The 25,178-nt window shown below is 63.7% G+C and carries 9 protein-coding genes, 1 tRNA gene and 1 pseudogene; 2 read left to right on the forward strand and 9 right to left on the reverse strand.

Going from position 1 to position 25,178, the window contains the following annotated elements; genetic code table 11:
* Positions 1-3: 3 nt before the first annotated feature.
* The 5 genes from ACLBYE_RS10340 to ACLBYE_RS10360 form a co-directional block, all read right to left on the reverse strand.
* The gene (locus ACLBYE_RS10340) at positions 4-7,191 is read right to left on the reverse strand and encodes a hypothetical protein (protein WP_447694104.1); all 7,188 of its coding nucleotides are present in this window, start codon (positions 7,189-7,191) and stop codon (positions 4-6) included.
* Positions 7,192-11,319 (reverse strand): hypothetical protein, encoded by a 4,128-nt coding sequence (locus tag ACLBYE_RS10345; RefSeq protein WP_447694105.1) that lies wholly within the window; start codon positions 11,317-11,319, stop codon positions 7,192-7,194.
* 667 nt (positions 11,320-11,986) lie between these two features.
* Positions 11,987-12,982, reverse strand: a complete 996-nt coding sequence (locus ACLBYE_RS10350; protein ID WP_447694106.1) for a hypothetical protein — start codon at positions 12,980-12,982, stop codon at positions 11,987-11,989.
* Positions 12,983-13,567: 585 nt separating this feature from the next.
* Entirely contained in the window at positions 13,568-14,281 is a 714-nt protein-coding gene (locus ACLBYE_RS10355; protein ID WP_447694107.1) for a hypothetical protein, read from the reverse strand.
* A gap of 679 nt (positions 14,282-14,960) precedes the next feature.
* Positions 14,961-15,389, reverse strand: a complete 429-nt coding sequence (locus ACLBYE_RS10360) for a type I restriction-modification enzyme R subunit C-terminal domain-containing protein (RefSeq protein ID WP_447694108.1) — start codon at positions 15,387-15,389, stop codon at positions 14,961-14,963.
* Positions 15,390-15,702: 313 nt separating this feature from the next.
* Here ACLBYE_RS10360 and ACLBYE_RS10365 point away from each other — a divergent pair.
* Positions 15,703-16,803 (forward strand): annotated as a pseudogene (locus ACLBYE_RS10365) (IS3 family transposase).
* A 212-nt stretch (positions 16,804-17,015) separates the two neighbouring features.
* Entirely contained in the window at positions 17,016-17,231 is a 216-nt protein-coding gene (locus tag ACLBYE_RS10370; protein ID WP_447694109.1) for a hypothetical protein, read from the forward strand.
* A gap of 754 nt (positions 17,232-17,985) precedes the next feature.
* Here ACLBYE_RS10370 and ACLBYE_RS10375 read toward each other — a convergent pair.
* The 4 genes from ACLBYE_RS10375 to ACLBYE_RS10390 form a co-directional block, all read right to left on the reverse strand.
* Positions 17,986-21,090, reverse strand: coding sequence for an AAA family ATPase (locus ACLBYE_RS10375; protein ID WP_447694110.1), 3,105 nt, complete (start codon positions 21,088-21,090; stop codon positions 17,986-17,988).
* Positions 21,087-21,731: an ABC-three component system middle component 1 gene (locus ACLBYE_RS10380; protein WP_447694111.1), complete on the reverse strand. Its 645-nt coding sequence runs from the start codon at positions 21,729-21,731 to the stop codon at positions 21,087-21,089. The genes ACLBYE_RS10375 and ACLBYE_RS10380 overlap by 4 nt, the downstream gene beginning before the upstream one ends.
* A complete protein-coding gene (locus ACLBYE_RS10385) occupies positions 21,728-24,103 on the reverse strand; it encodes an ABC-three component system protein (RefSeq protein ID WP_447694112.1) in 2,376 nt (791 codons plus the stop codon). The genes ACLBYE_RS10380 and ACLBYE_RS10385 overlap by 4 nt, the downstream gene beginning before the upstream one ends.
* 761 nt (positions 24,104-24,864) lie before the next feature.
* A tRNA-Val gene (locus ACLBYE_RS10390) sits at positions 24,865-24,940 on the reverse strand.
* Positions 24,941-25,178: the final 238 nt, after the last annotated feature.

Raw genomic sequence — 25,178 nt, forward strand, 5'->3', positions numbered from 1 at the left:
GCTTCAACCCTTCGGCAGGTCTGTTAGATCGAGCCTGCGATAGAACACGAGCCTCTCAAACGTCGGCCTGTCGGCCGTGATGGTGCCGGCCGTGCCGGTACGATCGCGATGGGAGGCGGCTGTCGGAAACACTTCGAGCTCCTTCACTGCGAGGTAGAAACCACCGGCGTTCTTCATAACATTGCTCCCGAGTGGGATGCTGCCAGCGAACAGTGAAGGTTCAGCGCGCTGCAGGTCCCAGCTATCGAGTGAAGCGATGCCGTGACGGTCGCCGAACGCAAGAGGCCCCTCGATATCGACAGGGAGGCCGGATGTTCGTTGGCGTAGTTCGACAACCATGCGACGTGAGGGGAGGGATTGTTTCTTGCGCGTACTTCTTCGAAGCCCGTCGAAGTTGCCCCGCACTTCGATCCTCGTCCCCTCGCCAACCCTGTAAATGGTGAGGCGCCGGTGACTAGGGAGCACGATGGGATCAGCCAGCTCCACGTTCGACATCGTCAGCCCTTGCACAGCGTTCGGCTGGTAGCGCACCAGCGCGAGCCGCACGAACGGCATGCCCTGATCGGGCGGACGAATTGCGATGTCGGCGTACCACATGTCGCGACGGGGCATATACCGCATGTCGTGCAATGCGATGCCGACCGGCGGCCAGTCGCTGCCGGCCGACTCTGCGAGGTCATCGTAGCGCACGATGTCAACAGCATCGACAAAGTCATCAGCCGTCAGCGGCGCGGTGGCGACGTCGTCCCACACGGGGTCAAAACCCCAGCGCGAAACGTGCTGCCTAAGTGAAGGCGGGACGATGCCTTCGCGATGCGAGCCTTCCTTGACTAGCGTCGTGTTGACCTGGGCTGCGAAGATGACGACGCCGAGCTTCTCGTCGCCGGTTGCGTTCCAGGGCCTGTGGACATAGCAGCGGATCATGCCGTCGCGCTGCTCGATCAGATGGCCGGGCGAGCCGTCCAGGCGTTTGACCGGCTTGAAGGAGGGCAGCAGATACGCGAGCTCCGGCTTCGGAGGGCGCGCTGTGCTGGGTAGTTCGTAGCGCCGCGGCTCTGTTGTCATCGGCTCTTCGGATGCGAGGTCGACCTCGTCGCGGAAGCGGGTGCGTCCCTGGGCGACGAGGTAGAGAGGGCGGGCCCTGGTATCGCCGAACGCCTGGCTGAACTTGAATGGCCAGCGGACCCATGTCGCCAAGTCGACACGGGTCCGGTCTGCGACCGACTGGTCGGCGATGACCGCCTCATCGGTGTAGACGCCGACAATGACGTTGTCGGAGTAGCCTCGACCCGGTTGGTCGACGACGAACCCCGTTACCCGCCCGTCGGTCACGACCGCGCGGCAGTCTGCGCCGACTCCAGCACCCTTCATGTCGTGGATGCGTACGCGCGGCGGTCGGGCGTAGTAGCCGTTGTCCCGAGCGTCGTCGGCGAGCGTCACATTCACGATCTTGCCCTTGGAGACGGTTGCCGCCGCGGTCGCTAGGGTGTGGAGCGGGGGCCGGCGGGCGACGACGACGTCGATTTCGCCATCGGGGTAACCCGCGCCGGCGGCCTCGATGGTCACGGCGCTCAGCACTCCATTCGCGACGACGGGCAGTAGCACCGCCCCCTTGCCCGTCTTCGTGTCGAGCGGCCGCACGGCCGCCTCGCTTCCGTACCCGAAGCCACCGGCGTCGACGATCACCTTGGCAATCGCCCCCTTCACCACCGTCGCGCGCGCCTTCGCCGCGCCAAACAGCGCCGGGACGGTCTCGTCCCACGGGTCGGTCCAGAACAGTGAGAACCCGACGGAACCGGTGCTCGGCACATCGACGGCGACGTGTCCGGTGAAGGTCTGAGCGGTGTCGCCCGCCTTCCGCGCGGGATCGCCGGCGAGGTCAATCCACTCCGGCTGCCGCAGCGGGCCCGTGACGGCATGGATGAGGCTCAACGTGAGCCCGGCACCGGGTGCGACCGCACTCGTGCCGGCATTCGGTTCGACGGCGACGATTTGGGCTTCCGCCACGCGGCCAGGCGGCACGCGAAAGATCGCATTCTGTCCAGCCGCGTTGACGCCTACTGGGCCGGCCGCGAGCTCCAAGTGCGGCGTCACGTCGCCCGACGGCCAATCGCCGTGAGGGAAGAACGACAGCCGCGCGAAAGCCGACCACGGTCCGAGCGGCGCGACGGGACCGGCCGCTCCTCCCGGCCGCACTAGCGCGGATGGCAGCGTCTCGGCGAGGCGCAACACCGCGGCTGTCGCGAAGGGATCCGGGAAGTAGTTCAGCCCCGTCTTCGGCCGCCGGCCGAAGACCCCGTCGTCGTAGAATTGCTCGTGCTTGTAGATCGTCGCCTCGACCCATTCTCCGTGGGCCTTGAGCGCAGACGCGCTCTTGACCTTGGCAGGGTCCGGATCGAGGCCGCCCTTGCTCAAGGCGGTCTCGACATCGGTAGGCGGCGGCAGAAGATGGCCCGACGCGTAGAACAGAGGCGGCAGCTCCTGCATGCCTTCCTTCGCCTTCGCCTCTCTCGCGGGCAACGCCTCGCCCGCGCTGTTCGTCACCAGCACGAGGCTGAGGCCGTGGACGGACCCGCCCGGCGGCTGATCCGCCGCGTTCTTCTCGCCGAGACCCTGGACGCAGCCGACGAAGCTGAATTCGGGCCTGCGGAAGTCCTTCCCCGGCTGGGCGAGAAGGGGTGCCAGCGGCAAGTCCGGGCGCCGGAATCCGTCGAGCTTCTTCGCGCAGGCGAACGGGTCCGTCTTCAGCAGGCGGTCGAGCTCAGCTCGTGCCCGGGCGTCCAGCGTGTCGTAGCCGATGTTGCCTGCAAGGTCGGTGCGCCATCCCCTGATCCAGTAGGTTCGCTGGACGCGCAGCGGCAGCATGTGTCCGGTCGGCCTAACTTTAAATCGAATGGGCCAGCCGCCGGACGGGTCTTTGCCCACCACGTCGGACGCCCCAGGCTGCGGTACGGTGAGCCACCAGCCAGACCAGCGCGCGAAGGCGTCGCTCGCCACCGCGTGCACCGCCTTAGGCGTCGGCGAGGGACCGCCCTTGATCGACTGTGGCGCGGCGTGGGCGATGATGGTCCGTGCGAAGGCGACCGGCAGGGAGCGCAGCACCGTGGCGTCGAGCCCGCTCCCGCTGGGCGGCCGATCGGGCGAACGCAGCGCGGGGGCGTCCATCACCGGATGCGGCGCCCAGACCGTCCTGGACACGCCGCCGGGCGTCGTCACCGTCCCGGGAAGATGGTCGATCGACCCGAAGGCCAGCACGGCCTTCGTCAGGGCGGGCGACGATATCGGCGCGGGCGACCAGCGCCCGAACAAGCCCGCCGCCAGAGCGATGATCTCGTTCCCGGCGGCATCGGCGGGCAGGGCGCCGGCGTCCGGGTCGGCGGCGGCCGGAACGATCTCGAACCAGCCCTTAGGATCGGGGCGCACGCTCGCGAACACGCAGTCGCCGGGCTGCAGGTCGATCGCCCGACGCGACACCAGATCGGGCGTGATGTCGCCGAACCGCCGGGTGGGCGCGCAGCGGAGCCGGGCCTGCCACGGCGGCGCACCGCTCAGTCCCGTCAGGTGCAGCACGCAATCGCTAGCATCGACCTCGATGGAGGCGACCTCGCCGAGGATCTTCTGCAGCGCCAAAGACTCGACGAACGCAGCGGCGCCGCCCCAGGTCACAGCGCCGCGCGGACCCGCGAGCTTGAAGTAGCCGGTCAGCTCGCCGCCGGCGTCGCCATCGAGCGGCTTGAGCGGCAGCGAGCGCATGTCGAGCAAGGTAAGCGCGCGGGCCACCCCGGGCGTGGTGCGCGGGGCGTGGGCGGCGATCCAGCCCGGCCACCCGACGCCCCGCCGTTCCCCGATCTGGTCGACGCACACGATGTCGATCCACAGCGGCTGCTGCCCGCTCCCGGTCGGCAGACGCAGGTCGAGGGGGTGGAACAGTCGCGCAGTGTCGGCGGGTGCCAGGGTGGAATCGATCCGGACGGGAATTTCGCCCTGGTCGTCGGTGGCGACCGTCACGATCCAGTCGAGGCGCGGCGAGGCCTTAGCGGCCCGCGCCTCGTCGCTCAGCCGCTCGTCGGCGATCGAGCCGGATGCGAGCACGTTCCACGTCTCGACGAGGAGAACGGTATCGGGCGCGGCGTTGCGCGTGCCGTCCGGCCACAGAAAGACGTCCTCGACGCGCCCTCTCGCCGACACGATGAGATCGTCCGCTGGCGCCGCCGCGGTCAGGCCGACCGGGAGGACCACCCTCATCGGCAGTCGCGGCGGGTTCTTGGCTGCGATGCCCGGCCAGGACACCGTCACGTAGGCCGCCTCGCCAACGGCATCCGGCGCCGACGTGAGGGTGAAGCGGATCGCCTGGGCGACGGGCGCCGTGATCTTACCCGCGACGTCGAAGCCGATCCGTCCCGTGACCGGACCCCGCACCGGCTCGAGCCTCTGCTCGATGCGCAGAACCCTCGGCACCCAGGCGAGGAACGGGTCGCTCCTGGCCGTGGCGGCCTCGCCGGCCCCGTTGCCGAGGACGCGCGCCTGGGTGACGATGAACGGATCGCCGGGGCGCACGAGCACGCCATCTCCCGACACGGCCACCGGCGTCCAGCCGGGACGGCTGCTGTCGAGAGCCGAGGGATGCCCGGCGCGGTCCACGATCGTTGCGGGCGGGCAGACCAGCGCGGGCGAGCCCGGCGCATCGTTAAAGCCCGTGAGGCGCAGGTCGACGGAGCCGGCGGCGCCCACGGTCGGGGCGGCGGAGATCGCGACGCCGCGGAAACGGAACCGGAGCGGATACTCGGCCACCGGGGCTTCGAGCGTCGTGAACCGGTCGGACTTCCTGGGCGGCGCGAAGGGCAGCGGCAGAAGGGTCAGCTTTCCCGTCTGCATCATCGCGTGATCGAGCGTCAGGATAGCCTGGGGCAGGCTGTCGCTGACAACCGCGGCGATGCGCGCGGCCGCGCCCAGCCGGGCCAGGGGTCGTGCCGCCGCGATGTCGGAGGGGTTCAGCGCGTAGGCGCGCCGCTCGCCTTCCAGCTCGAACACCTTGAAGCTCTCGCCGAGCCACCCGGTCGTGGGACTGGGCGCCTTCGGCGCGAAATCCCTGCCGTCGACGTCGAGGAACGCGGTGACGGAGCCGTCGAAGGCGAACGGGAAGTGCTCGTCGCGCAGGTCGTTCCTGGCCCGCAACACCTGCAGTCCGGTCTGGGGCAGATCCGGATCGCTCAGGGCGTCGGTCGCAAACAAGGGCGAGATGAACAGGCTCTCGACCAGCGTCGGCTGCGCGACGTCGACCTGAGGCCCTATGGTCAGATGAACGCGGTCGTGGCCGTCCACCCCGGGCCGCCCGGCGCCCTTTGCGGGATTGGCTCGGAGGTCGCGGATCGTCACGACATCGCGGAAGACGCCCCGCAGCTGCGTCGGCTGCGCCGCCGGCTCGTTCTGCGCCGCGAGCGCGGCCAGATCGGCATTCGTCCGCGGCATCGAACGCGGCGCAGTGACCAGATAGCCGGCCGGACTGACCCGTTCCAAGGGCGGCGCGGGCGTGTTATAGGCCCAGTCCTCGACGATCTCCAGCGTCAGCTTGTCGAGATTGGTCGGGTCCGGTGCCGCCGGCGTCACGCTCCAGACGCTGCCCACGAGGGGCGGTGCCGACATCGTGACCGACGTCGACACGAAGCCCTCCTCGACGCATTCGAACAGCGACTTCGCTCCGGCGGTGACGGAGAGGTGGCGGCGGCAGAGCGAGTGCCACTCGCCGGCGATCCCGTTGGCGTCGCCGAGAGCGACCTCGAACGTCACGCCGCTCATCAGGTCTTCGGCGTGCAGCAGCATCTCGGTGGCGGGCGTCGGCCGCTGCCCCCCGACGGTGCCGTTGAGCATGACCTGCGCTTGGCGCAGGCGGGTCCGGATCGCGCCGGCGGCTGAGACCCGCCGCTCCGCCTGGATGATGATCGCGTTCGTCAGCGCCTCGTCAATCGCGGCACTCCGCTGCGCGTCTGACGTGGATCGGGCGTCCTGTCGCGCCCGCATCATGGTCCGGGCGTGGTCGCTCTGTTGCAGGGAGAAGCGGGAGGGTGGCAGCAGGTGGAACCGCCGCCAGCTCCGATCGGCGTCGTCGATCTCGCCGGGGTCCCGCTCGGCTGCCCTGAAATACGGCAGACCGTGCGGATCCGCCTGCAGCTCGAAGCGGGTCGCGACGGTGTAGGTCGTGACGTCGGCGACGGGGCCGCCGAAATCGATCGCGATCTTGCCCGTCGTGAACTTCGCTCCGCCGGGATCGAAGGGTGCCGCGCAGTCGACCACCAGCCCGAGCACGTGCATCGCTCCGGGATGCTGCTTGAGCCTGGCGAGGATCTCGCCCGTACCGGGATTTGTCACCTGCGCGGCGCCGACAGCTCCCACCGGCCGGTTTCGGCCGAGATTGATCGTGCGCTGGAGACGCTCGCCCTCGCTTCCCGCCTCCTGTGCGAAGTAGAGCGCGGTCACTAGCGCCGCGCTGCTCCCTTCCAGATCGATCGACGCTGCCGTCATCTGGGTCAAGGCGGTCGGCGACATTCCCTTGGCCGCGGCCTCGGAGGCGAACTTACGGGACAGGGCGTCACTGTTGCGGAATGCGACCGCCTTCGCCATGGCCAGCTCGTGCCGGCTCGCGGATCGAAGGGCGGCGGTGTAGACATTGGCCGAGGCGACGAAGCGGCGTGCCGCGTCGAGCTCCAGCGATTCGATCCGCTGGGTCGGACGCAGGTCCGCCCCTCCACGCGGATTGACAGAGACGGCGCGCCCGCGATCGTCGCTCCTGACGCTCGCGCCCGTGGTGTTTTGGGGAGCCTGAGTTCCCGTGAAAATCGTCGTGAGCGGACTGACGGGCGCCGATGCGGCCTGGCCCCTGATGCTCCCGGTCAGCCCGAAGATCGCGGTCCAGGCATCCGTGGCCTGCGCGTCGTCGAAGGGGCCCAGGCGGGAGACGGCCAACGTCTGCGTGGCGGCGCGATCGGGCGTGATGGCGAGCCGGACGAGCCCGGGGCCCCCCACCGGCAGCAGACGCTTCGACTCGCTGGGCCACTTCGGGAAGGTCGAACCGAGGACGGGCGCCGCGCCATCTTTTCCAGGCTTGATCTCGAAGGTGAAGACCAGGGCGAAGCGAAGCCGCTGGCCGTCCCAGCCTCGTGGGATGGCGATCGCCTTGAGCGAGACGTCGGACATTCAGGGCCTCGCGAAGTCAAGATGCGACCAGTACTGCTCGCCCCAAGCCTTGCGCTCGAAGCGCCCGGTCTCCGGCATCGGATCCGCCTTCGGCTGCTTCATGGAGGGGCGCATGAAGTAGAGTGGCACTCGCCGCTGCGTCATCGGAGAGTTGTATCGACGGGCGGCCGCCCGGACGAAGGCTTGCGACGTCATCGCATCCCCCCGCGTGGAGAGCAGGTCGATGACTTGCTGGATATGCGCGGTCTGGGGCTCCTTGCGCGATCCGGCGATGGTCTTCTCCATGCCGATATGGACGTCCTGGCTGTAGAGAAGCAGGTCGATGGAGACCGTGATCTCGCAGTAGCCGTAGAGGAGAGACTCGTTCTCGCCGTTGCGGTAGGCCAGGGCAAGGAAGAACTCGACGCTGGCATGGATGAGGCCGAGTACGTCCAGGTTGCCGCCCGCTCTGAGATAGCCTGCCAGCTCGGTCGTGCTGTTGTTGATCTTGAGATAGCCACCAGCCATCACGTAGAGACCGCCGCTCGCGACCCCGACGTCGAACGACAGCGCTCCGCCGAACTCCAGCGCTCCCTGCAGCTCGCGATTGCCGTTGCTCTCGAAGGCCGCGCCGAAATAGCCCCGGCCGGCGAAGCCCATGACGCTGAGCTCGAACGGCTTCTCGAAGCTCGAGAACGCAAATTCGTATCGGAGAGGGCGGTCGCCGAGCGGCAGCGCGACGCCGGACTTCAGCGCCAGGTTACGGCAGCTGAAGGCCCCGAAGGAGATCTGCGGAAGTGCGGTGTTACTGCGGGCGCTGACGAAGTCCGCGTCGACCGAGACCGTGAGGCTGCCGAACGACAGCTCCTTCTGCAGCGTGCCGAGAAAGGCGAGTGGGCCGAGAAATTGAACTGGCGTCTTGGCCAGGACCGGTGTGACGGTCGGGTTCGAGGGTGCCTCGCCAGCCTTGAAGTGCGCCTTCACACTCAGTTCGCTGATCTCTACCTCGACGAGGTCAAGCAGGTTAAGGGCGAGCACCTTCAGCTTCTGCGCGCCCGGCGTCATGTCCCCGACGTCATTGGGGACATTGCCGACCTTCGTGCTTCCTGGGGCTGACTTCATGTGACCGAGAAAGGCGTAGAGCTCCACGACAGCCGAGGGCTTTTCGCCGTTTGCAAGCTCCTTTGGCTTAGGAATGCTAATCGTCGCGACTGACCTGATGTATAGGCCGGCCGGCTGCAGCCTAGGCGAGAAGGTTAGAATGCCGAGGTTTTGCTCCTTTACGGGTGCCGCCCACGTCCAGGTGCGCACGATCTTGTCGGGCAACTCGACAACATTCATGTTCGGGAGCTGACCGCGCGAGACTTCGGCGACGATTTTGCGCAGCGGGATGACGCCAAACAGCTTAGCGTCGGGAATGGCCTCGGACAGGTCTTGCTTGAAATGATTAAAGTCAGTCCGCGCGACGTCCTTAACCTTCTCAACCGTGTCTGCGACGACAGCACCAACTTCGCGGGAAATTCCGCTGATCACAGCACTTGGCTTGGCAAGGCCGTTCCTGATTTGGCCTCCGATGTCCTCCGCCTTCCCGACTGCCTCCGTCAAACTCGCGAACACGCCGTTCTGCGCGTTAGGGAACCGCGTGCCGACGGCACGCTGGAGGGATTCGAAACCGCTTGTGACATAGTCACCGACCAGCCTGATCTCGCGCGCGGGCACCTCGGGAAGCAGCCCCTTAATCGCGGGAAGCACCACGGTCGCGCCGTCTATACCGGTGTGGAAGACACTCGACCCGAGGCTAGCTGCCTGATCGGCGAACCGTTCGAACTCGTCTAGATAGGCCCGTGCCTTCGTCCTGAAGGCGTCGAGAGCGTCAATGCCGGTATCGATTTTCTTCAGGCCGACACCAGCGTCCCGCAAGGCCTCGAGGCCGTCCGCAACGCGGGTCCGGGCGGTGCGATCGAACGCGTCGAATGGATCGGTGCCGTTGCGGAGCGGTTCCAGCAAGTCTAGGCGGATCTGATCGAGGGTCTGAATGCGGCCGAGCCGCGTCAAGACGCGCCTCGCGATGGCGATCTCGTGACTGACAAAGTTGCTAGTAAAGGTGATCGCCCTGGTTTCTAAGGTCGCACCGAGATCGTTTCGCTGTGCCAGATCCCCGGCGAAACGGTCCGCGGCGGCGAGTAACTCGGCGACCGACGCGGAACCCTTGGCGACCTTCGTCTCGAACTCCATCAGCACATCGCGGGCGACGTCCGCGATCTTCTGGGTCTTGCTGTTGAGCTCCTCAGCCGCGGCGTGCACAACCTCGCGGATCGCTGCCACCGCGTCTTCGACCTTCTTCGGCGGGCTGGTCCTTAAAGCGACCAGCGCCACTTCGACCTTGGGCGCGATGAGCTGCGAGGGGCCCTTTTCCGGCGCGAAAGCTATCTTGCTGCTCGGGAACGGAATGGTCCGATCAGCGGGGCTCTTCGCAGCGTACCGGCGATGTCCCTTCACGATGTTCGAGGCGAACCACAGCCGCGCATCGGTTGTCGTGGCCCTCTGGCCGCTCTCGTCCTCGACCTCGGTCTCCCAGGTCGCGATGCCGTCCGTGGATTCGAGGCGGGGCCAGAAATACAGGCCGGTCCTGTCGGCCGGATTGCCTGGATCGGGTTCGATCATTGGATCGGCGAGATCGGGCGAGCGCATGGTCCGCAGGGTCACGCGCTTGGTGGGCATCATGCGCCCCACCGCGCTGTCGGACCCGGCGAAGCTCTTGAGCGGGTCCTGCACCAGGATGAAGCGACGCTTCAGCAGGTAGGCGCCGGGAGCCGACGCTCGATCGGGATCGTAGGTCTGGGTCTGCGCGCTCGTGCGCAGTTCTTCGGTGTAGCTCGCGAACTTGCGTTGGGTGAGTTCGACGTAGATCGCCGGATGGCAGAACGGGAACAGGAAGCCGAAGAACGCCTCAACGAAGAAGACGTCGCGCCCGATGACGATGCGGTGCTTCCAGAGACGCAGCTCTGTACCGGTCTCGCCTGCCGTGCCCGGCATCTCGTCGGCCGCGACCTGCTCCTGGATGATCTGGTCGACGGTCTTCTGACTCGCGTAGCGGAAACTCGCGTCCGCACCGAGCGCGGTCAGCACGAGATGCTCGATGTCGATCTTGCCGTCGCCCTCCGACATCTGCTTGACGAGGCGATGGCGCGTCAGGGCATGCAGCGAGAGCGGTCGCTCGGCGGGGTAGTAGAGCGTGAAGCGGGGCTCGCTCCGGCGCTGATAATCCGGCGAGTAGACCGCACGCGCTTCAAGGACGACCCGCTTGGGCGGCGCCAGTTCCTCGGGGATGTTGGTCGTGCCGGGGGGAAGCCCCGCGGGGATGACGAGAGTGCGGCTGGTCAGGACGGCGTTCCAGAGCTCGGCGGGCAGCCGTCTCCCGGCGGCCTTCCCCGCGGCGCCTTTGGCCGCGACTGGCGCGGCGTTCGCCGCCTTGCCTGCCGCGTCCGGTGCCTTGGGCGGCGCGGCCTCCTCGATCTCGTCGGGCAGGCGCGAGGCCGAAAAGCGCGTGTCGGGGCCGGGCGAGATGTAGAGGCGGAACGGCACTTCGAGCGCCGTCTCGCGGCTGGTGGGCATCCGCGGGACCCAGGGCCCGCTCGCTCCCGGAACCACGCGCAGGGACAGCTGCTCCACGCGCGGCCACCAGCTATCGGGGTGCATCAGGTCGAACGGGGCTGAGCGATCGGGGACCTCGAAGACGACCCAGCTCGGCCCGGAGATAAAGGTGGACACCGGCGGGATGTGGTCGATGTCGTCGGCCGTGAGGCCGGCAATTGGATCATTCTCGAACGCCTGATCGCGGTGGCGCTCGTCGAAGATCGCTTCCGCGAGATTCTGAGGCGGCAGAATGACGGCTATTGACGATTGGCCGAGGCCGATAGGCGTGAGGAGGCTCCCGCTCGCCAGCCTGAAATTGATGAACCGCACCTCAACGTTTAGCAGGTCCGTGTCACGCAGTAGGCGATAGGAGAGCGTTGGTAGGTCCTGAGCAGCCTGAGCCGCCATGCCGAACGTGCCTTGCGTCAGGAGGCTTGCACCCGCGGCGGCGCTTCCCTGAATGAGGTTGCGGCGCGACACGTTGAACCGTGAAGTGCTTCTGTGCCCCTTCATGTGACACGCCCCGCTAATCAAATTTCGGCAAGCTCATCTTTTGGCATTTACATTTCTGGCGAGTGGTGTTCCACGTTGTAACTTCGTGCCGAATTCATGACCGGTTGGTCGTGTCGGCGCCAATGCTCGGTCCCGCCAATGCATTCATATAATTAGGGTAATGTGACGCCGTCAGACCTGCAGCCGTCTATCGTTCCCCGCGTATACTCGAAGCACTTTAAGGTATCCACTGCATCCTCCGTGTGCAGAGCCTTGGCCTTTTCACATGCAGCCTTTCTCAGCGGATACTTTCCGGGTAGTGGCTCTCCCAGGTATGGGCGCGAGGTTTCAAGTTGCACATGGCAGGCGCCAGATGTGATGCTGCGCGAAATTAGCCACTCTGCACTTTCAGCAGATTGCATAATACCAACATTCCAAGCGGCTATGTATAATGCTGGCACAACAAATCGCAAGTTCATGGGCTTATTCCTCGATAAAGCCGATTGTTTCCCGTTTAAGGGGGTATGTGGCAGCACCCGCTCATGCAAATAGGTAAAGACTGGCCCAATTGAACCTCTTCGTCCTTCACACAGGGTTGCTATCCAGCCATAATATTATTCAGTCTGCAAAAGTAAAAACTGAAGTTATAATCTTATAGGACGACCATTTCAAATAAAATTCACGACTCTTACCTTGAATTTCGAGCGTCATTTGCTTGAATTGAAAGCTCTTGCAGACGCTCGTTCGCAATTTTCCGAAGCTCGGCCTCTGGATCCGACTCAGCCACTTTCCGAAGCTTGTTGCTCAGCAACTCTCTAGCCTCAGGTGTGACTGAGTCCGCCATCCCCCCTGGTATAGACATCAGAGATGCCTTACGCACCCCGACATCTTGATCGTCTAGCAGTTTCACAAGTAAGGGTGCTGCGATTTGAGCTGAAATGTTCAAAGCGCCGCTAGCAACGGCAACTTTAAGATCTTCGTTTTCTTGCGAACCCAACACATTGGCAGTTCGTGAAAAGGCCTGTTCATCTAGCAAACTAAGCAAATATACCGCTTTAGTCCGCGTAATGAGCCGTGCATTCGCGTCGCTGGCTACTTGCTCGACCTTGGAGATGGCTTCATTGTTACCGCGAAACTTGCGCCCACCTGCGTCGTAATCCGGTTCATCGCTCTCTAGAAATGCTGCGACGTCATCAGAAATCGATTCATTATGACCCATGTTCGCATCGCCCGCCTCTATGATTTCTGCGCTTACACTAACGTCAATGGTATATGGGCTTCCACGCATGACCTCGCCCTCTTGCGCTGTGAGGTCGGGTGGCTCGTTAGTGATATTCCAGGTTCCTCCACCCGTCATAAGACGATCAGTTGAGGGGACGTGGCCCAAGCCTAAAACGTGGCCAACTTCATGCCCGAGCGTCCACTTGGAGGAATTTCTTACAAAGATGATTGCGGGTTGGCCAGGTGGATGGGTAGCGCACCCGTTCAACGGAGGTATTGTTTGACGCACAAGGTAAGCAACAACTTCGTTCTTGCTTACCGAATTTCGATTTTGAAATAACCGCTCCTGATCTTGGGTAAAGCCAGACCCGGCGCAGCGACCAACATTTACTACCTGAAGACTTGGGATGTTGAGTGTTTCGGTTGAAACAAGTTGCACTGCAACGCCGATCGTTGCGTACACCTCCCTCATTGCCGATACCATCTTATCGACCGAGAAATACTGATGGTCTACTATAATTTTTAGATGCAATCGGAGAGTCGGAGTCGGGGTCGGAGCCCGATTCGATTGGAACTGGTCAGCGCCTGACGTCGAAGAGTTGCTCGTGTGCATGGTCACTTGCTCCCGATTCGGAATCAGCGCCACCTACTGCCAGTTGCGGCAGGCTACGCGAATTTCAGCTTCTTTGGAAAGCGTCCACGTGAAAATAATTGCTGCCGGCGAGTTGCGTGATCGAGGATCCTCGAGATCTGCCTGAGAAGTCAGGCTGCACGTGCGAGGCGTCTAGCGAGAACTATGACGGCCGCTGCAAGGAGGACAGCTCTGGTCAGAGAAGAGTGACTTCCAGCTAATGTCGCATCCTGACCGGCTTCAGAAGGGCTGGCCTTTGGCGGAAGAAGCGGCAACCGGACCTTTTCGGGCAATCGCAATCAGCCATATACCTTCTACAAGGTGCAAGCCGTAGCGAGCACCCCGCAGCATTTGACCAAGGCCGGCTGTATCCTGGCCAGCTTTCTCACCGACGCGCTGAGGTAAGGACGCTCTACTTCAACGGAAGGGCGTCGGGGCAATCGAGCGGACGGCATTCGACAGTGAAACGCTGTACTCCGCTGCAGAGTGCTGCGTGAGAGCGATGTTGGGGGAATTAGGCTTAAACTTTGGGCCGAAGGTTAGAAGGATGTCATGCGTCCGTGTCCGGTTAAGGCTCACGAGCGAGCCCCCGTTGTTTGCGGAAATTCGGACGAGCTTGAAGGTTGGATCGACTGTTCCGGTGGTGATGATGACAAACCGGACGTGAAACGTGAAACTGTCCTGATTGAAAGTGTTGTCTTTGCTCAGGGCCGATGAAGGCAAGGAATCGTTGTTTTCGAGGGCGTCCGTCAACCATTCGGTCAGGCCAAGCTCGTTGGCTAGGATTGGTGAGCTGCCTTCAAGCCTGCGCGCATTCTCGCATTCGGGAGTTCCGATCGATTGCAACCGTGACAGGTCCCAGTAACTGCCGTATTTATGTTCCTGTGTCGCTTGTGAAGAGAGGTTTGCCCCTAGACCCAGAGTGAAGCTTTCGGCCGCATTAAGCGGATAAAGGTAGGATAAACCCGGATTGGCCGCACCCGTTTCGTCGGCTTGCAGATCCAACGTAACCTGCACCGCCCAATCCCGTGGAAGCTTATCCTGCTGCCTGACCGCTTCGTAGATCGCGCAGTAGACCTTCTTCTTGACTTTGTACTCCAGAATTCCAGTGGCAGAGACGTTACCGGGCAACGTCGGATCCGAAGGTTCCCTGATGGGCGGAATATACGTTCCGCACCCGCCGCAATTCACTAACAGGAAAAAACCCAAGTAAGCAGAGGCTGCGGACCGTTTCATCGCATTTTGATCACAATGAAGGCGGGAACGCTGAATGGGCAGACCGTGAGCCCGGTCGCATCAAGATACGTTGTGCGGGCCCTGCACAGACTCGCAAGGATGGGAACAGGGCCTTCGCGTTCCCCACCCTCTGGGTATCTATATATGTCGCACTTGCAGGGTCTTACTAAATCATCAGGACACGAAATTTTTATCGATCTCTTCTCCACTTTGGGCTTGCAGACATTTGATTGTGCGTAGGCAGAAGATGTTGTCAAAAGGTAGCTTAGGGCGATTGCAGTTAAGATCTTCATATCGAAAATCTCATAAATTAATGTCCGCGACGACTCCTTAGCGAGTCGGTGGCGCGCTTGCTTGACACATCATATATTCGGCGCACTTTGGGAGTCTGAGATATATTTAGCACATACGCGACTTATTGCTGTCGCAGGAGACATGCGTTGCGCGAACCAAAGGTCGATGTAGCGGAAAGCGTTCCGCTGTAGCTGGAGTTTCGGGAGATTGTTCAGGCCGTGGCGCCTTAAGAGTATCGAATCCCCACTATTAGAAACACTTATGAGAGCGGAAGACGGTGTCAGGCCGCCTCAGTCTGGTTGGAATTCCTAATCTTCTCAATGAGCCGATCTGCTTGCCGTTGATCGAAGACTTGGCCTGGGCCCTGAGGCGCAACATCGATGAAGCGTCGCTCGTACAGTAGGGCTGGCTCCATGGTGCCGCGCTCGGTCAAATGATCAACGACGAGGCCGATGAATTCGATCTGCTCGGCGCTCGCCGATCCGCCCACACGGAACTCACTGAGGGCTGCCTGCACCGCCTGCCGTTCCAAGCCGATCAGCGAGCGGACAAAGCCACCGAAGCCGGAGCTCGTTGCCCGTACTCGTTCGATCACCTGCGTATCGCCGATGCCAGCCTTGAGTAGCATGGGCTCAAGCTCGGCAAGATCATTTGCTGCCAGCGGCTTCCCCTGGCGCAGCTTATGCAGGTTCCGGATCTCTCCGATCATTCGCGCGAGGGAGGATCCGCCAGAAGTAGTCATTCGAGTGGCCGAATGGAACGATGCTTTAACGTTGAAATTCCGCAGAATTTTGCGATTATTATCGGCGCATGATTTTGTTTTGATTTTTCATTCAAGTGGAGCGGCCCAGGCTAATGAATCGGACCACATGCAACGCGAACGTTCTCGCCGTCCGCCTCCCGAGTCATTCAACCTATGATATAGAAAACCGAATTTTGCGCTTGACGTCCCCCCATCGCCTTGGTCCGGCGTAAGTGCGAGGTTTCCGGTTCTGTGAGACCCTGACGGGAGGAACAGAGCCGTGAAGACGAGCAGGTTTACCGAAGAGCAGATCGCCTTCGCGCTGAAGCAGGCCGAGACCGGGACATCGGTCGCGGAGGTGCTGCGTCGGATGGGCATCTCGGAGCAGACCTTTTACCGCTGGAAGAAGCTCTACGGCGGCTTGGGCACGGGCGAGTTGCGGCGGCTGAAGCAGCTCGAGGACATGAACCGCAAGCTCAAGCAGCTCGTCGCCGATCTGATCCTCGACAAGCACATCCTGTGAGGCACGTGCTCGCAAAAAGCTCTGACGCCTGCTCGGCGACGCGAGCTCGTGCACCAGGTTCAGGAGGCGCACGGGGTGAGCGAACGGCGCGGCTGCGCCGCGCTCGGCGTCGGCCGGTCGGGCGTCCGCTACCGCTCGACCAAGCCCAATCAGGCACCGCTGCGGATGCGCATCTGCGATCTGGCCAAGAGCCGGGTGCGCTACGGCTACTTCCGGATCTACATCCTGCTGCGCCGGGAAGGTTGGCGGGTGAATCACAAGAGGGTCCACCGTCTCTACCGGGACGAGGGCCTCAGCCTGCGGCTCAAGCAGCCGCGCCGGCACGTCAGCGCGGCACACCGTGAGCGTCAGCCTGCCGCGCTCCGGCCGAACGAACGCTGGTCGATGGACCTTGTCTCCGACGCGCTGTTCGACGGCCGCCGGCTGCGGGCCCTGACGGTCGTCGATGCGTTCACGCGCGAGGCTCTGGCGATCGAGGTCGACCAGGGCATCAAAGGCGAGCAGGTCGTGGCTGTCGTCGGCCGCTTGACGCTGCTGCGCGGAGCACCGGGCGCGATTTAGGTCGATAACGGGCCTGAGTTCGTCTCGAAAGCCCTCGACCGCTGGGCCTACGAGCACGGTGTCACGTTGGACTTCTCACGGCCCGGCAAGCCGACCGACAACGCGCTGGTCGAGTCGTTCAACGGCCGGCTGCGCGACGAGTGCCTGAACGCGAACTGGTTCTTGTCGTTGGCCGACGCGAGGAGCAAGATCGAGACGTGGCGGCGGCACGACAACGAGAGCCGTCCTCACACCGCCCTGGGGTGGCGAATGCCCCAGGAATTCGCCCTGGCGGCGGCCCCGCAGGCTGCCGAATGAGATCCGGAAGCTCACCTTGCGGCCGGACCAAAATCCGGGGGACCCTCAACAACTCGAGAACTTGCATAGGCCGTGGACCACAAACAGGGTCAACTCCAGCGCTTTGTCCAACTGCGAACCGGGTTGCGAGGCGTTAAGGGGCATATCATCGCTGGACGCTCGAACTCGCCCGTGTTCTTGTGATCGCGATCCACGCAGGAGGTGAAGAGGTCATGGCAACTCGGCTCGTCAACAACTTCGAGATGAAGACCGAGGCCGGCAAGCAGGTCTGGTACTGGCAGGACTCGGTTGGCAGCCAGTGCGGCCGAGATCGGAAGTGGCGTTACGAGGTGCAGGCAGGCGACACGGTCCAGCCTGATCTTGGGCAGTGCCCGCAGGGATACGCGTGGCAAGAAGTTACGATATCCGGTCGTCCGGTGCAGGTATAGGACTGGCCGATGGGCTGTATGGTTCTGGCACGGCCTACATAAGCTCAGCCCTGGTCCTTCCCAAGACGGCGTGCCGACCCACACCCACCGACGGCCCTCCGGTCGTGGACTTGGCTATCCACCTCGTGCGCGGCCCGAAACCCATCTGTGGACGCCCCCTCGGACGCAAGCAGTTTCTGGCGGGTGGCACGATGTCGGATGCTGCCATCTGTCCGGCCTGATGATGCAGCCATTGGCTGCGGGCCCGTATGGGAGTTCGCGGACCGGAACCACCTCACCCAAGCGTACTCGATGGCACGTGGATTTCGTCTGGTTCTTCCGGCCCCGTCTCGCCGACTGTTGTGCCATACCATCCTTCGACCGACCTCGCGTCTCCGGCAGCTTCTGGCGCCGACCTCGGCTTTACGCCGCAGCCGCCACCGGAGCTCGGTAACTCTCACCCTTCGCCAGAAGGGCCGCTCAGAAGAGCGTTCGTGCAAGGTTCATAATACGCTCTAGCGGATCGCTGCCTAATTGCTTTGAAACGCTTCTGACGAGGAAGCAGACATGGCCGCTTTGATCGGCAGCAGGTCCTTGATGGCAATCTATAATGCCAGCAGCGCTTGCCAGAATGGGAGTTAATAGACTGATCAAGCCGACGAGCAGCGGCTCCGGCGGTTTCATCACTGTAGATTAGGGACGCGTTTGTCCGCCGCAACAAGCCCGTCCCGTAGTGGTCGCGCCGCAATTCCGCGGGACCGATCAGTGACAGCGGCTAGGCGGCTACAGCCGGCGGCTGTGACTTTGCCGCCCGATAGCTCCACTCGACACCGTCCCGCCCGCGACCGAGCAAGCTGAGCGCCGCGCAAGGGATGCGTCGCGCGTCGAACTTCCGCTGCAGGAACTCGGCCTGCGCCAGATCGTGCGTCGAAAGCAGCACTTGATAGCCTTTCTCCTGCACCATGTTAGCCATCAGGTCTGCAAAAGCCGCGGCGTGAATGGCATCGTTGTGCTGGAGGGGATCGTCGAGCACGAGCGCGCGCCAGCGCGACCATGGGTATGTCAGGCTGGCCGCGCTGAGCATGCCGACGGCGAGCGCCGCCATCTGACCCTCGCTGTGTACTAATAGCGGATCGATGGCCCCTACGCTTTCCGGCACCTCGGTAACTCTCGACGCGCTCTGTTCGATCCTCCTGTTCCTGACGTGGAGGTCGATCCCGACGCGCTGATCGCAAAGGATGGCTCGGTTGACCTGCTTCATTAGCTCATCGAGCGGCTGAATATACTCAGCGTTGAACCCCTCGACCTCTTTGCCGATGTCGATGCTCGCGAGCTTGGCCACCTCCTTCGCTCGCCTGGTCGCATCTGCCTGCTCCTCCCGCTCGCACAGCCTGGTCTGGGCATTTTCTCGTATCAAGACCCGGTTCGCGTTGGAGGGGAGATCGACCGCTAGACGCAGCCGCTCCAAGGTGTCGCTGTGGCTCTGCTGGCGCGACTGCGCCTCGATCCCCTCCCGCAGTTGCCGGAGCAGCGCGTTCGCCTCGGCAACGGCTCCCTCCGAGCTTGGCAGGGTACGGGCGACACCCTCCACTCCCTCGGCGTTGGGCTCGCCGTTTGGCCAATTCAACTCTGTCCAGCGTGCCGGCATTGTGCTTATAGCGGCCTCAACCTCGCTTCGGCGCGCGGCCAGCCGCTCCAGTCGGGCAACCACCGACTTGCGTGTCTCCTGCACGGCCGCTGCCTGCCCAGCTTGGGCGTCCGCCTCCTCGCGGGCTGCGTCGTGTCGTCGTTGTCCCATGGATAGGGCCTCCGCCGCCGCCGCGACAGCCTGATCCAGTTGCTCGGGCGAAGGAGCTCCTTGAGGGAACAGCTCGTTGACACGGCTCAGGAACTCCACCGAGGCACCCGCAATGGTGCGTTCGAGGTCGTCCAGATCTTTCGCCAGACCGCTCTTCTGGCGGATCGCTACGACCCGCCTCTGCGTCGGATCGGAGCGTCCGGCGGCACTGACGTCCTCCGACAACGGCAAAAACCTCTCGCGCCACCGCCGCCGACGCCGTGCCCGGGCGAGCCCAGAGCCTATTCGTGCCTCCGCGTCGGACCACAGCCGCGCCACCTCGGCTTCCGTGGGCCCGGTTAGGCCCAACCGTTCGGCGAGCCTAGCGTTGGAGACACGCTCTTCCTCGAGCTGCGAACTGTGCAATTGTATCTGAGCTTGGACGCTCCTGACCGCATCGAGGTGGGCGACCGCCTCCTCCTGCTCGCGCAGAGCCTCGCGGTGCGCCTGCTCCTGCCGGACAAGCATCGGGGCGAGGCGTTCCGCTGCAGTCGTCGCTCGCCGCCTGAGTGCTTCGGCGTCATCGAAGGATGTGGCGCAGACCGGACAGTCGCAGGTTCCCTCAGGCAGACTCGCGGCGATCATGGTGACCGCGGCCGTCATGGAGCCGACCGTCTCCCGCAAGCGAGTAAGGAGATCCTCCTCGATCCGGACTGCCTCGCTCTTCGCATATGCGGCTGCTTCTAGTTCGGCCACCTCGGTGTCCATCCGCGGATGCTCGGTAGTGAGAGAGGCGGCACCCGCGAGCAGATCTCCGATCCGTCGGTGCCGCTCCAGCCATCTCGTCGCCAGTTCGAGCCGGTTTCGTTCGATGGATATCTCATGGTCGATTGCAGCGATCTCCGCATCGATGCCGGCGGCGATCTGCTGCCTACGCCGCCATCGTTGAACGGCGAGATCCACGGCCGTAACTACCTCTTCGGCCATCGCGAGTTCGCGCAGGAGCGTGCGCTTCGTTTCGCGCAGGCGATCAAGCGTCTGGCCGCTCTGCTGGAGATCGACGAGTCTCCGGTGTGACGCCCGGCTGGCGGATAGCTCCGAGAAAGCCTTTTCTTGCACCGCTCGCAGCGCGATCGTCCTTTCCTGGGCCAGCTCGGCTGCGGAACGCGCGCTCTCCGCCTCCCGGTCCGCCTCTCCCATCGCAGCCGTGATCTCTGCCAGCGAGATGTCGTGTCTGGAGCGCTCCTCCAGGAGTAGTCGGGCCTTGGCGATGGCCTCGCTCCGCTCCCGTATGTTTCGGGCCGCCGTCTGAGTCGCTTGGGAGAGCGCCGCGATGTCCACACCGGCCGGAGCCACTGCGACGGCTGTGATTGCCGTCCGATCCAGCGTTTGAACGACCTGCCGCGCAAGCGTGAGCGCGGACGTCTCGTCCAATGCGCCCGAAGCCTGAGCAGCCGCCCAGAGTTCTGCCTCTTGTTTCAGTTGCCTGCGGAGCTCCTCGGCGGCCTGGGCGAGCTCATTGATTCGCTTATTGAATGCGCGGGCGGCGAGCGTGCTACCCTTCCCGTGCAGCGCTGTACCAAACGCCTCCAAATCCGCGCTCTGGGCCGCCTCCTTGAGGATCTCAAATCGCTCCTCCGACTTGCGGTGCGTGAGACGCGACAGCGTGGACTGACCGAGGAAGTGTGTCAGCAGCAGATATCGGTTGATCGCCGTAATCGGCTGGGTCCAGGCGGGCGAACGCAGGAATCCAACTACGTCGTCGACGGTGCCTGCTAATTGAGAGGTATGCGCTTGATAGGAGGTCAGCCGGCGCTCGATCAGCGAGCCGTCAGAGAAGCGCATGGCCGACGAGGTCGGCCCGGGTTCGCTCCGCCAGCGGCAGAGATACGCGCCCACCTTGTCGTAGCCAGTGGCCGGTTGGAAGTGATCAATCGCGTCGGTAAGCGTCCACTCGAGCGCGTCGAACAAGGACGACTTGCCGAGGCCGTTGCTGCCGTGGACGATCAAGACGCCCGGCTCCGCAGGAAGGTCGATCCCGAGCTCCGCAAAGCTGCGGAACTGCGCGAGCTCGATGCGGGTCAGGTACAGCGGGTTCGTCATGCCGGCCTCTCCGCAGCCGAAAGAGCCGCCACCATGGCCTCGGGATCGCTCTTGAGCGTATTGACGATTTCGACCCAGCGTGCGGCCTCCGCGCTGGAGAGGCCGTGGCTTGTCAGGACGCGTTGCGCCAGGCCTTGATTACTGTCCAGCGAAGCATCGAGGCGCTCGTCCGCCCGGAACCACGGCGTGGCCATGAAGGTCCTCGCCAGGAATTCATCGTAGCTAGCATCTAGCGCAACCGAGTCCGGGATCCAGACGATCTTGCGGCACACGTTCTCGTCCCTTTCAGCGAAGTCCACCGCGTTCCGCCAGTCCTCGTCGCGGACGGGATCTACGGCGCAGAGAAGGAGGTGCGAATTAATGACCTCCTCGGGCCGCATGTAAGAACGCGCGATCACCATCTGGCTATGCAGGGGGCGGAGATTTGCGCGCATGGCGTTGACACCGCCAAGCGCGACAGGCGCAACGATGACGGGATAGGCTCCGAGCCGCATTCCATAGGCCTCGCTCGGCAGCGTCGCAGAACTTTCGTCGGTCCTGCCACGGAACCGCGGCTGGGTGAACTCCTGCACCGCTGCAGCCGGCCAACCGAGCGCCTCGGCCGACCCGAAAAGGCGGTCCCTCAGGTCCTGGGCGTTCATTTGGCGAGTTCCTCGAGTTCGGCATCCTGGCGGTCGCGCAGTGCCTGAAACTCCTCATCAACCGCAGCAAGCCAAGAGGAGAGGTCGCCCTTCAGTTTCAAACGCCACTTTCGGTCGTTCTGGATGATGGCGGGGCTCACCCGCCGGGCGGTGCGGAGAGCCATGCCCTTGATGCCACCATCCATCACGCGCCCCGCTGCATTTCTGACCTCGACCTCGCTGCTGGCCGACAGAATGAGGGCATCCACGCCCCATTCGTCTGGCTCGGAGCGGATCGCGATGGGCTCTGAGCCGATCCGGTCGCAGCCGGAGCCGAGTGCCACAGCGTTGGCGGCAAACTGTAGGTTGCCGTCCTCGACCGATATTGGGACGAATGGTACCGCCTGATGCGCCGCCATGGCCATGATCAAAGCGTTCGAGAGGTGGTCGATGCATGCACGGTCACCGTCCCAAGGTCGAACGGGATCCTGATCGACGTGCGCCAACCAGCGCAGAAAATCGAACCGGAGCACCGCGTCTCCGTCCAGCTGGATACGCCAAGCCGCCCAGGTCTCGCCGACCTTCGCCAGGATCTCATTGGAGATTTCTCCCAGCATCGGGCTCTTCCCATTCTTAAGGGTATCGGCGATCCGCTCGTCCAGCGCCCGGACGAGACACTGGTCGACGCACCCAGCGAAAGCGGCCAAGCTTAGCTCCCGCGCAGGCCGCACCGACGAGAAATTCGGAGCGGCGCCGATGGTCGGCAACAGAGCTTGCCAATCCGCGCGAACTTCGGGGTGAGCGGCGAGCTCAACCAAGCCGTCGCTGCACCGTGCCAGCTTGACCAGCTGTTCTGCGGTCGTGACTTCAGACGGTGGAATATGGAGACGGATCGTCACGCGGTGCGGCAGCGTCTCGCAGTCAGCTGCGATCTCGTCCAGCGTGCGATTCCCCCTCTCCAAGACAACGCGGGTCGCGGCGTCCCGGATCACCTCGACCACATGCCTGTTCTGCTCAGCGATTTGAAGCTGATGTGGTTTGGAGGCGTGGTCCGCCGTCTTTTCGATCCGCAGTTTCTCGAATAGCTCGAAGCAGTCCAAAGTCATTGCAGGAGGCGAAGCAAGCTCGGGATATGCGACCAGCAGCGGCTTCAGATGGGCGCCATAGGCAATGAGCTGGTCGGCCGCGGGCGCATAGCGAGCGGCCAGATCCGGTCCGTGCCGCAAAATGACGTGCTTGTACGCGTCGTTGTCGGGCGTCGAACCAACGTTGGTGCCGACTACGGTCCTAGATCCGACCGCGCCCTTCACATCATTGATGTATCCGGAGGTACGCCTGACGGTGATCCCCTCGCGCCTGGCTGCTTCGAGCACTGCCGCGACCATGCACTGGTTCAGCTGCGCAGCTTTTCCGGCGGGGAAGAGAGTCCCGCTGGAGTTCAGGGTGACCATCCGGTCCTTGCGCACCAAGTTCCGCAGCGCGTCTATTGCGCCGTGAAGTACCAGTGTGGGGAGTATCTTGGTGTTCAGGTCATGCTCGACATCATGGTCGGGTGGCACGCCGTCGTAGACCTGCAGTGCAGCGACCCGTAGATCGTCATCGCGGAATAGGCCAAGGAAGCGCCGCGTGAAGGCGACGTGCTCGAAATCCGTAATCAGCAGCCCGAGCACCTCGGTGAGCGCGCCGTCGCCGTTGCCGCTGACAACGTACTTGGCACCCGCTTCGGGCTCGGTCGCGGGCGTGCCGATGGCGCTAGGGCGCCAATAGTCCTCCGGTGTGACCGCGCCACACGACTTCTCTTCCCCGAACCCCATAGCCAGGATCACGTGCTGGAAGAGTCGATCCTCGGTCGAATCGGCGGACTGCAAACTCAGCCGCCACCCGCCGGCTGCCTTGGCCAAGCTGCTCAAGCGGTGATTGGGCTTGAAGGTAAGATCGGGAAGTGCCGCCAGCATCTTGGCGAACTCGCTTCTTAAAGAAGCGCATACCTCCCCGGCGTTCCCGGCCTTCCAGTCGAGGATCGGGAGGCCAGCGCGATCGTCGAGCGATCCGAGCATCGGCCATTCGTAGATGTGCGGGTGAAGGAGGCGAGTCGATGCGCTCTGCAGCTGCAGTATCTCCAAGGCCGGATCGTAGAGGGTGACGTTCCTCCCGAGTAGCGCGAGAGCGGTCGCAAGGGTTGCCCCGGCCGCTCCGGCACCGACGATCGCGACCTTCTCCCCCGCCTTGATAGCGCTAAGGGTGTCCATTGCCTGCGCGAGGCGCAACGCCCTTACCTGCTGCGAGTAGAAGGTGATCCGGCGGTTGTGCGGTCCGATGAAGTAGAGGCCGGGGTCCGCCGGATTGCCAGCGGACAACAGGATCTCCTTGGGTGTAGGGCTGCTGATCGGCATTGTGCGCGCGTCGGATCGGCGGACGGGCGCGCGACCGCGCAATGCCGTCCCCCCCGAAGGCCCAGACGGGCCCTCCTCCGTCGACTCCCCCTGTTTCGTTGGCCTCAACCGGATGGCGAATCCGCTATCCCCGCCCACATGCCCGGAATCCGAGCCGCCCTCAACGCCTTCGATGGCGGCTACGTCCGCGGACCTCGAGCTATGCCGCGCAACGGGGACGACGGAGGGCCTCTCGCGTTTCACCAGGTCGGCGGCCAGTCGGTTACGATGGCCTCGGTCCTGGCTGGCACTTTCGAAGGTGGGGAAGTGGACTGACCACGGCAGCTTACCGGGTCGTACGCTAATCAATCGAACGGCCGAGTTGGGCGCGGAGCGTAACGTCAGCTTGCAGTCGGTAATCTACAAGAGACTCACCACCTATGTGGACCTTGCGAATAGCGACCAAGCGTTCGGTTTGGCTCACAAGCTTCGCGTCGCCTGCTCGCTCTATCGTCCGCTCTCGGCCACGAACCAAACTCTTTGCGCCTTAAGCAAGGGCTAGGCCGCCCACCTCCGAGCTCATCATCCCCTCCCCGCGACTCTGCGTCCAGGGTCGAAGGGGCCCTTACACTCGTGACCGATGCGCCAATGAACCTTGGCGAGCCCCACTCACATCAACCGATCCGGGTCCTAATCAAAGCCACGTGCTTCCCATACGCTTCCCAGTTCGGCGTTCTGGGAAGCAAACAGCTATGAATTTGGCCTTAAGCCATTGAATACGCTGGTGGGCGGTGAGGGACTCGAACCCCCGACCCTCTCCGTGTAAAGGAGACGCTCTACCAACTGAGCTAACCGCCCGGCCGGCGACCGTTACGGCATGGTCCCGGTCCGGTGCAAGGGCCCGCACCCCGGATCCTTATCAGGGGCCGATGAGCCGCGTCGCCAGCGCGAGTGTCAGACCGATGGTCTCGACAAGGTCGGGCCTCGACGGTGCCTGCCCGGACGGTGACGTGCGCGTTCGCGTTGATCAGCAGGATGCGCATCCGGGCCTCTGCGCTCGCGTCCGCGCATGAAAAAGCCCCCGGGGCTCGGGGCA

The sequence above is a fragment of the Methylobacterium sp. A52T genome (assembly GCF_053346095.1).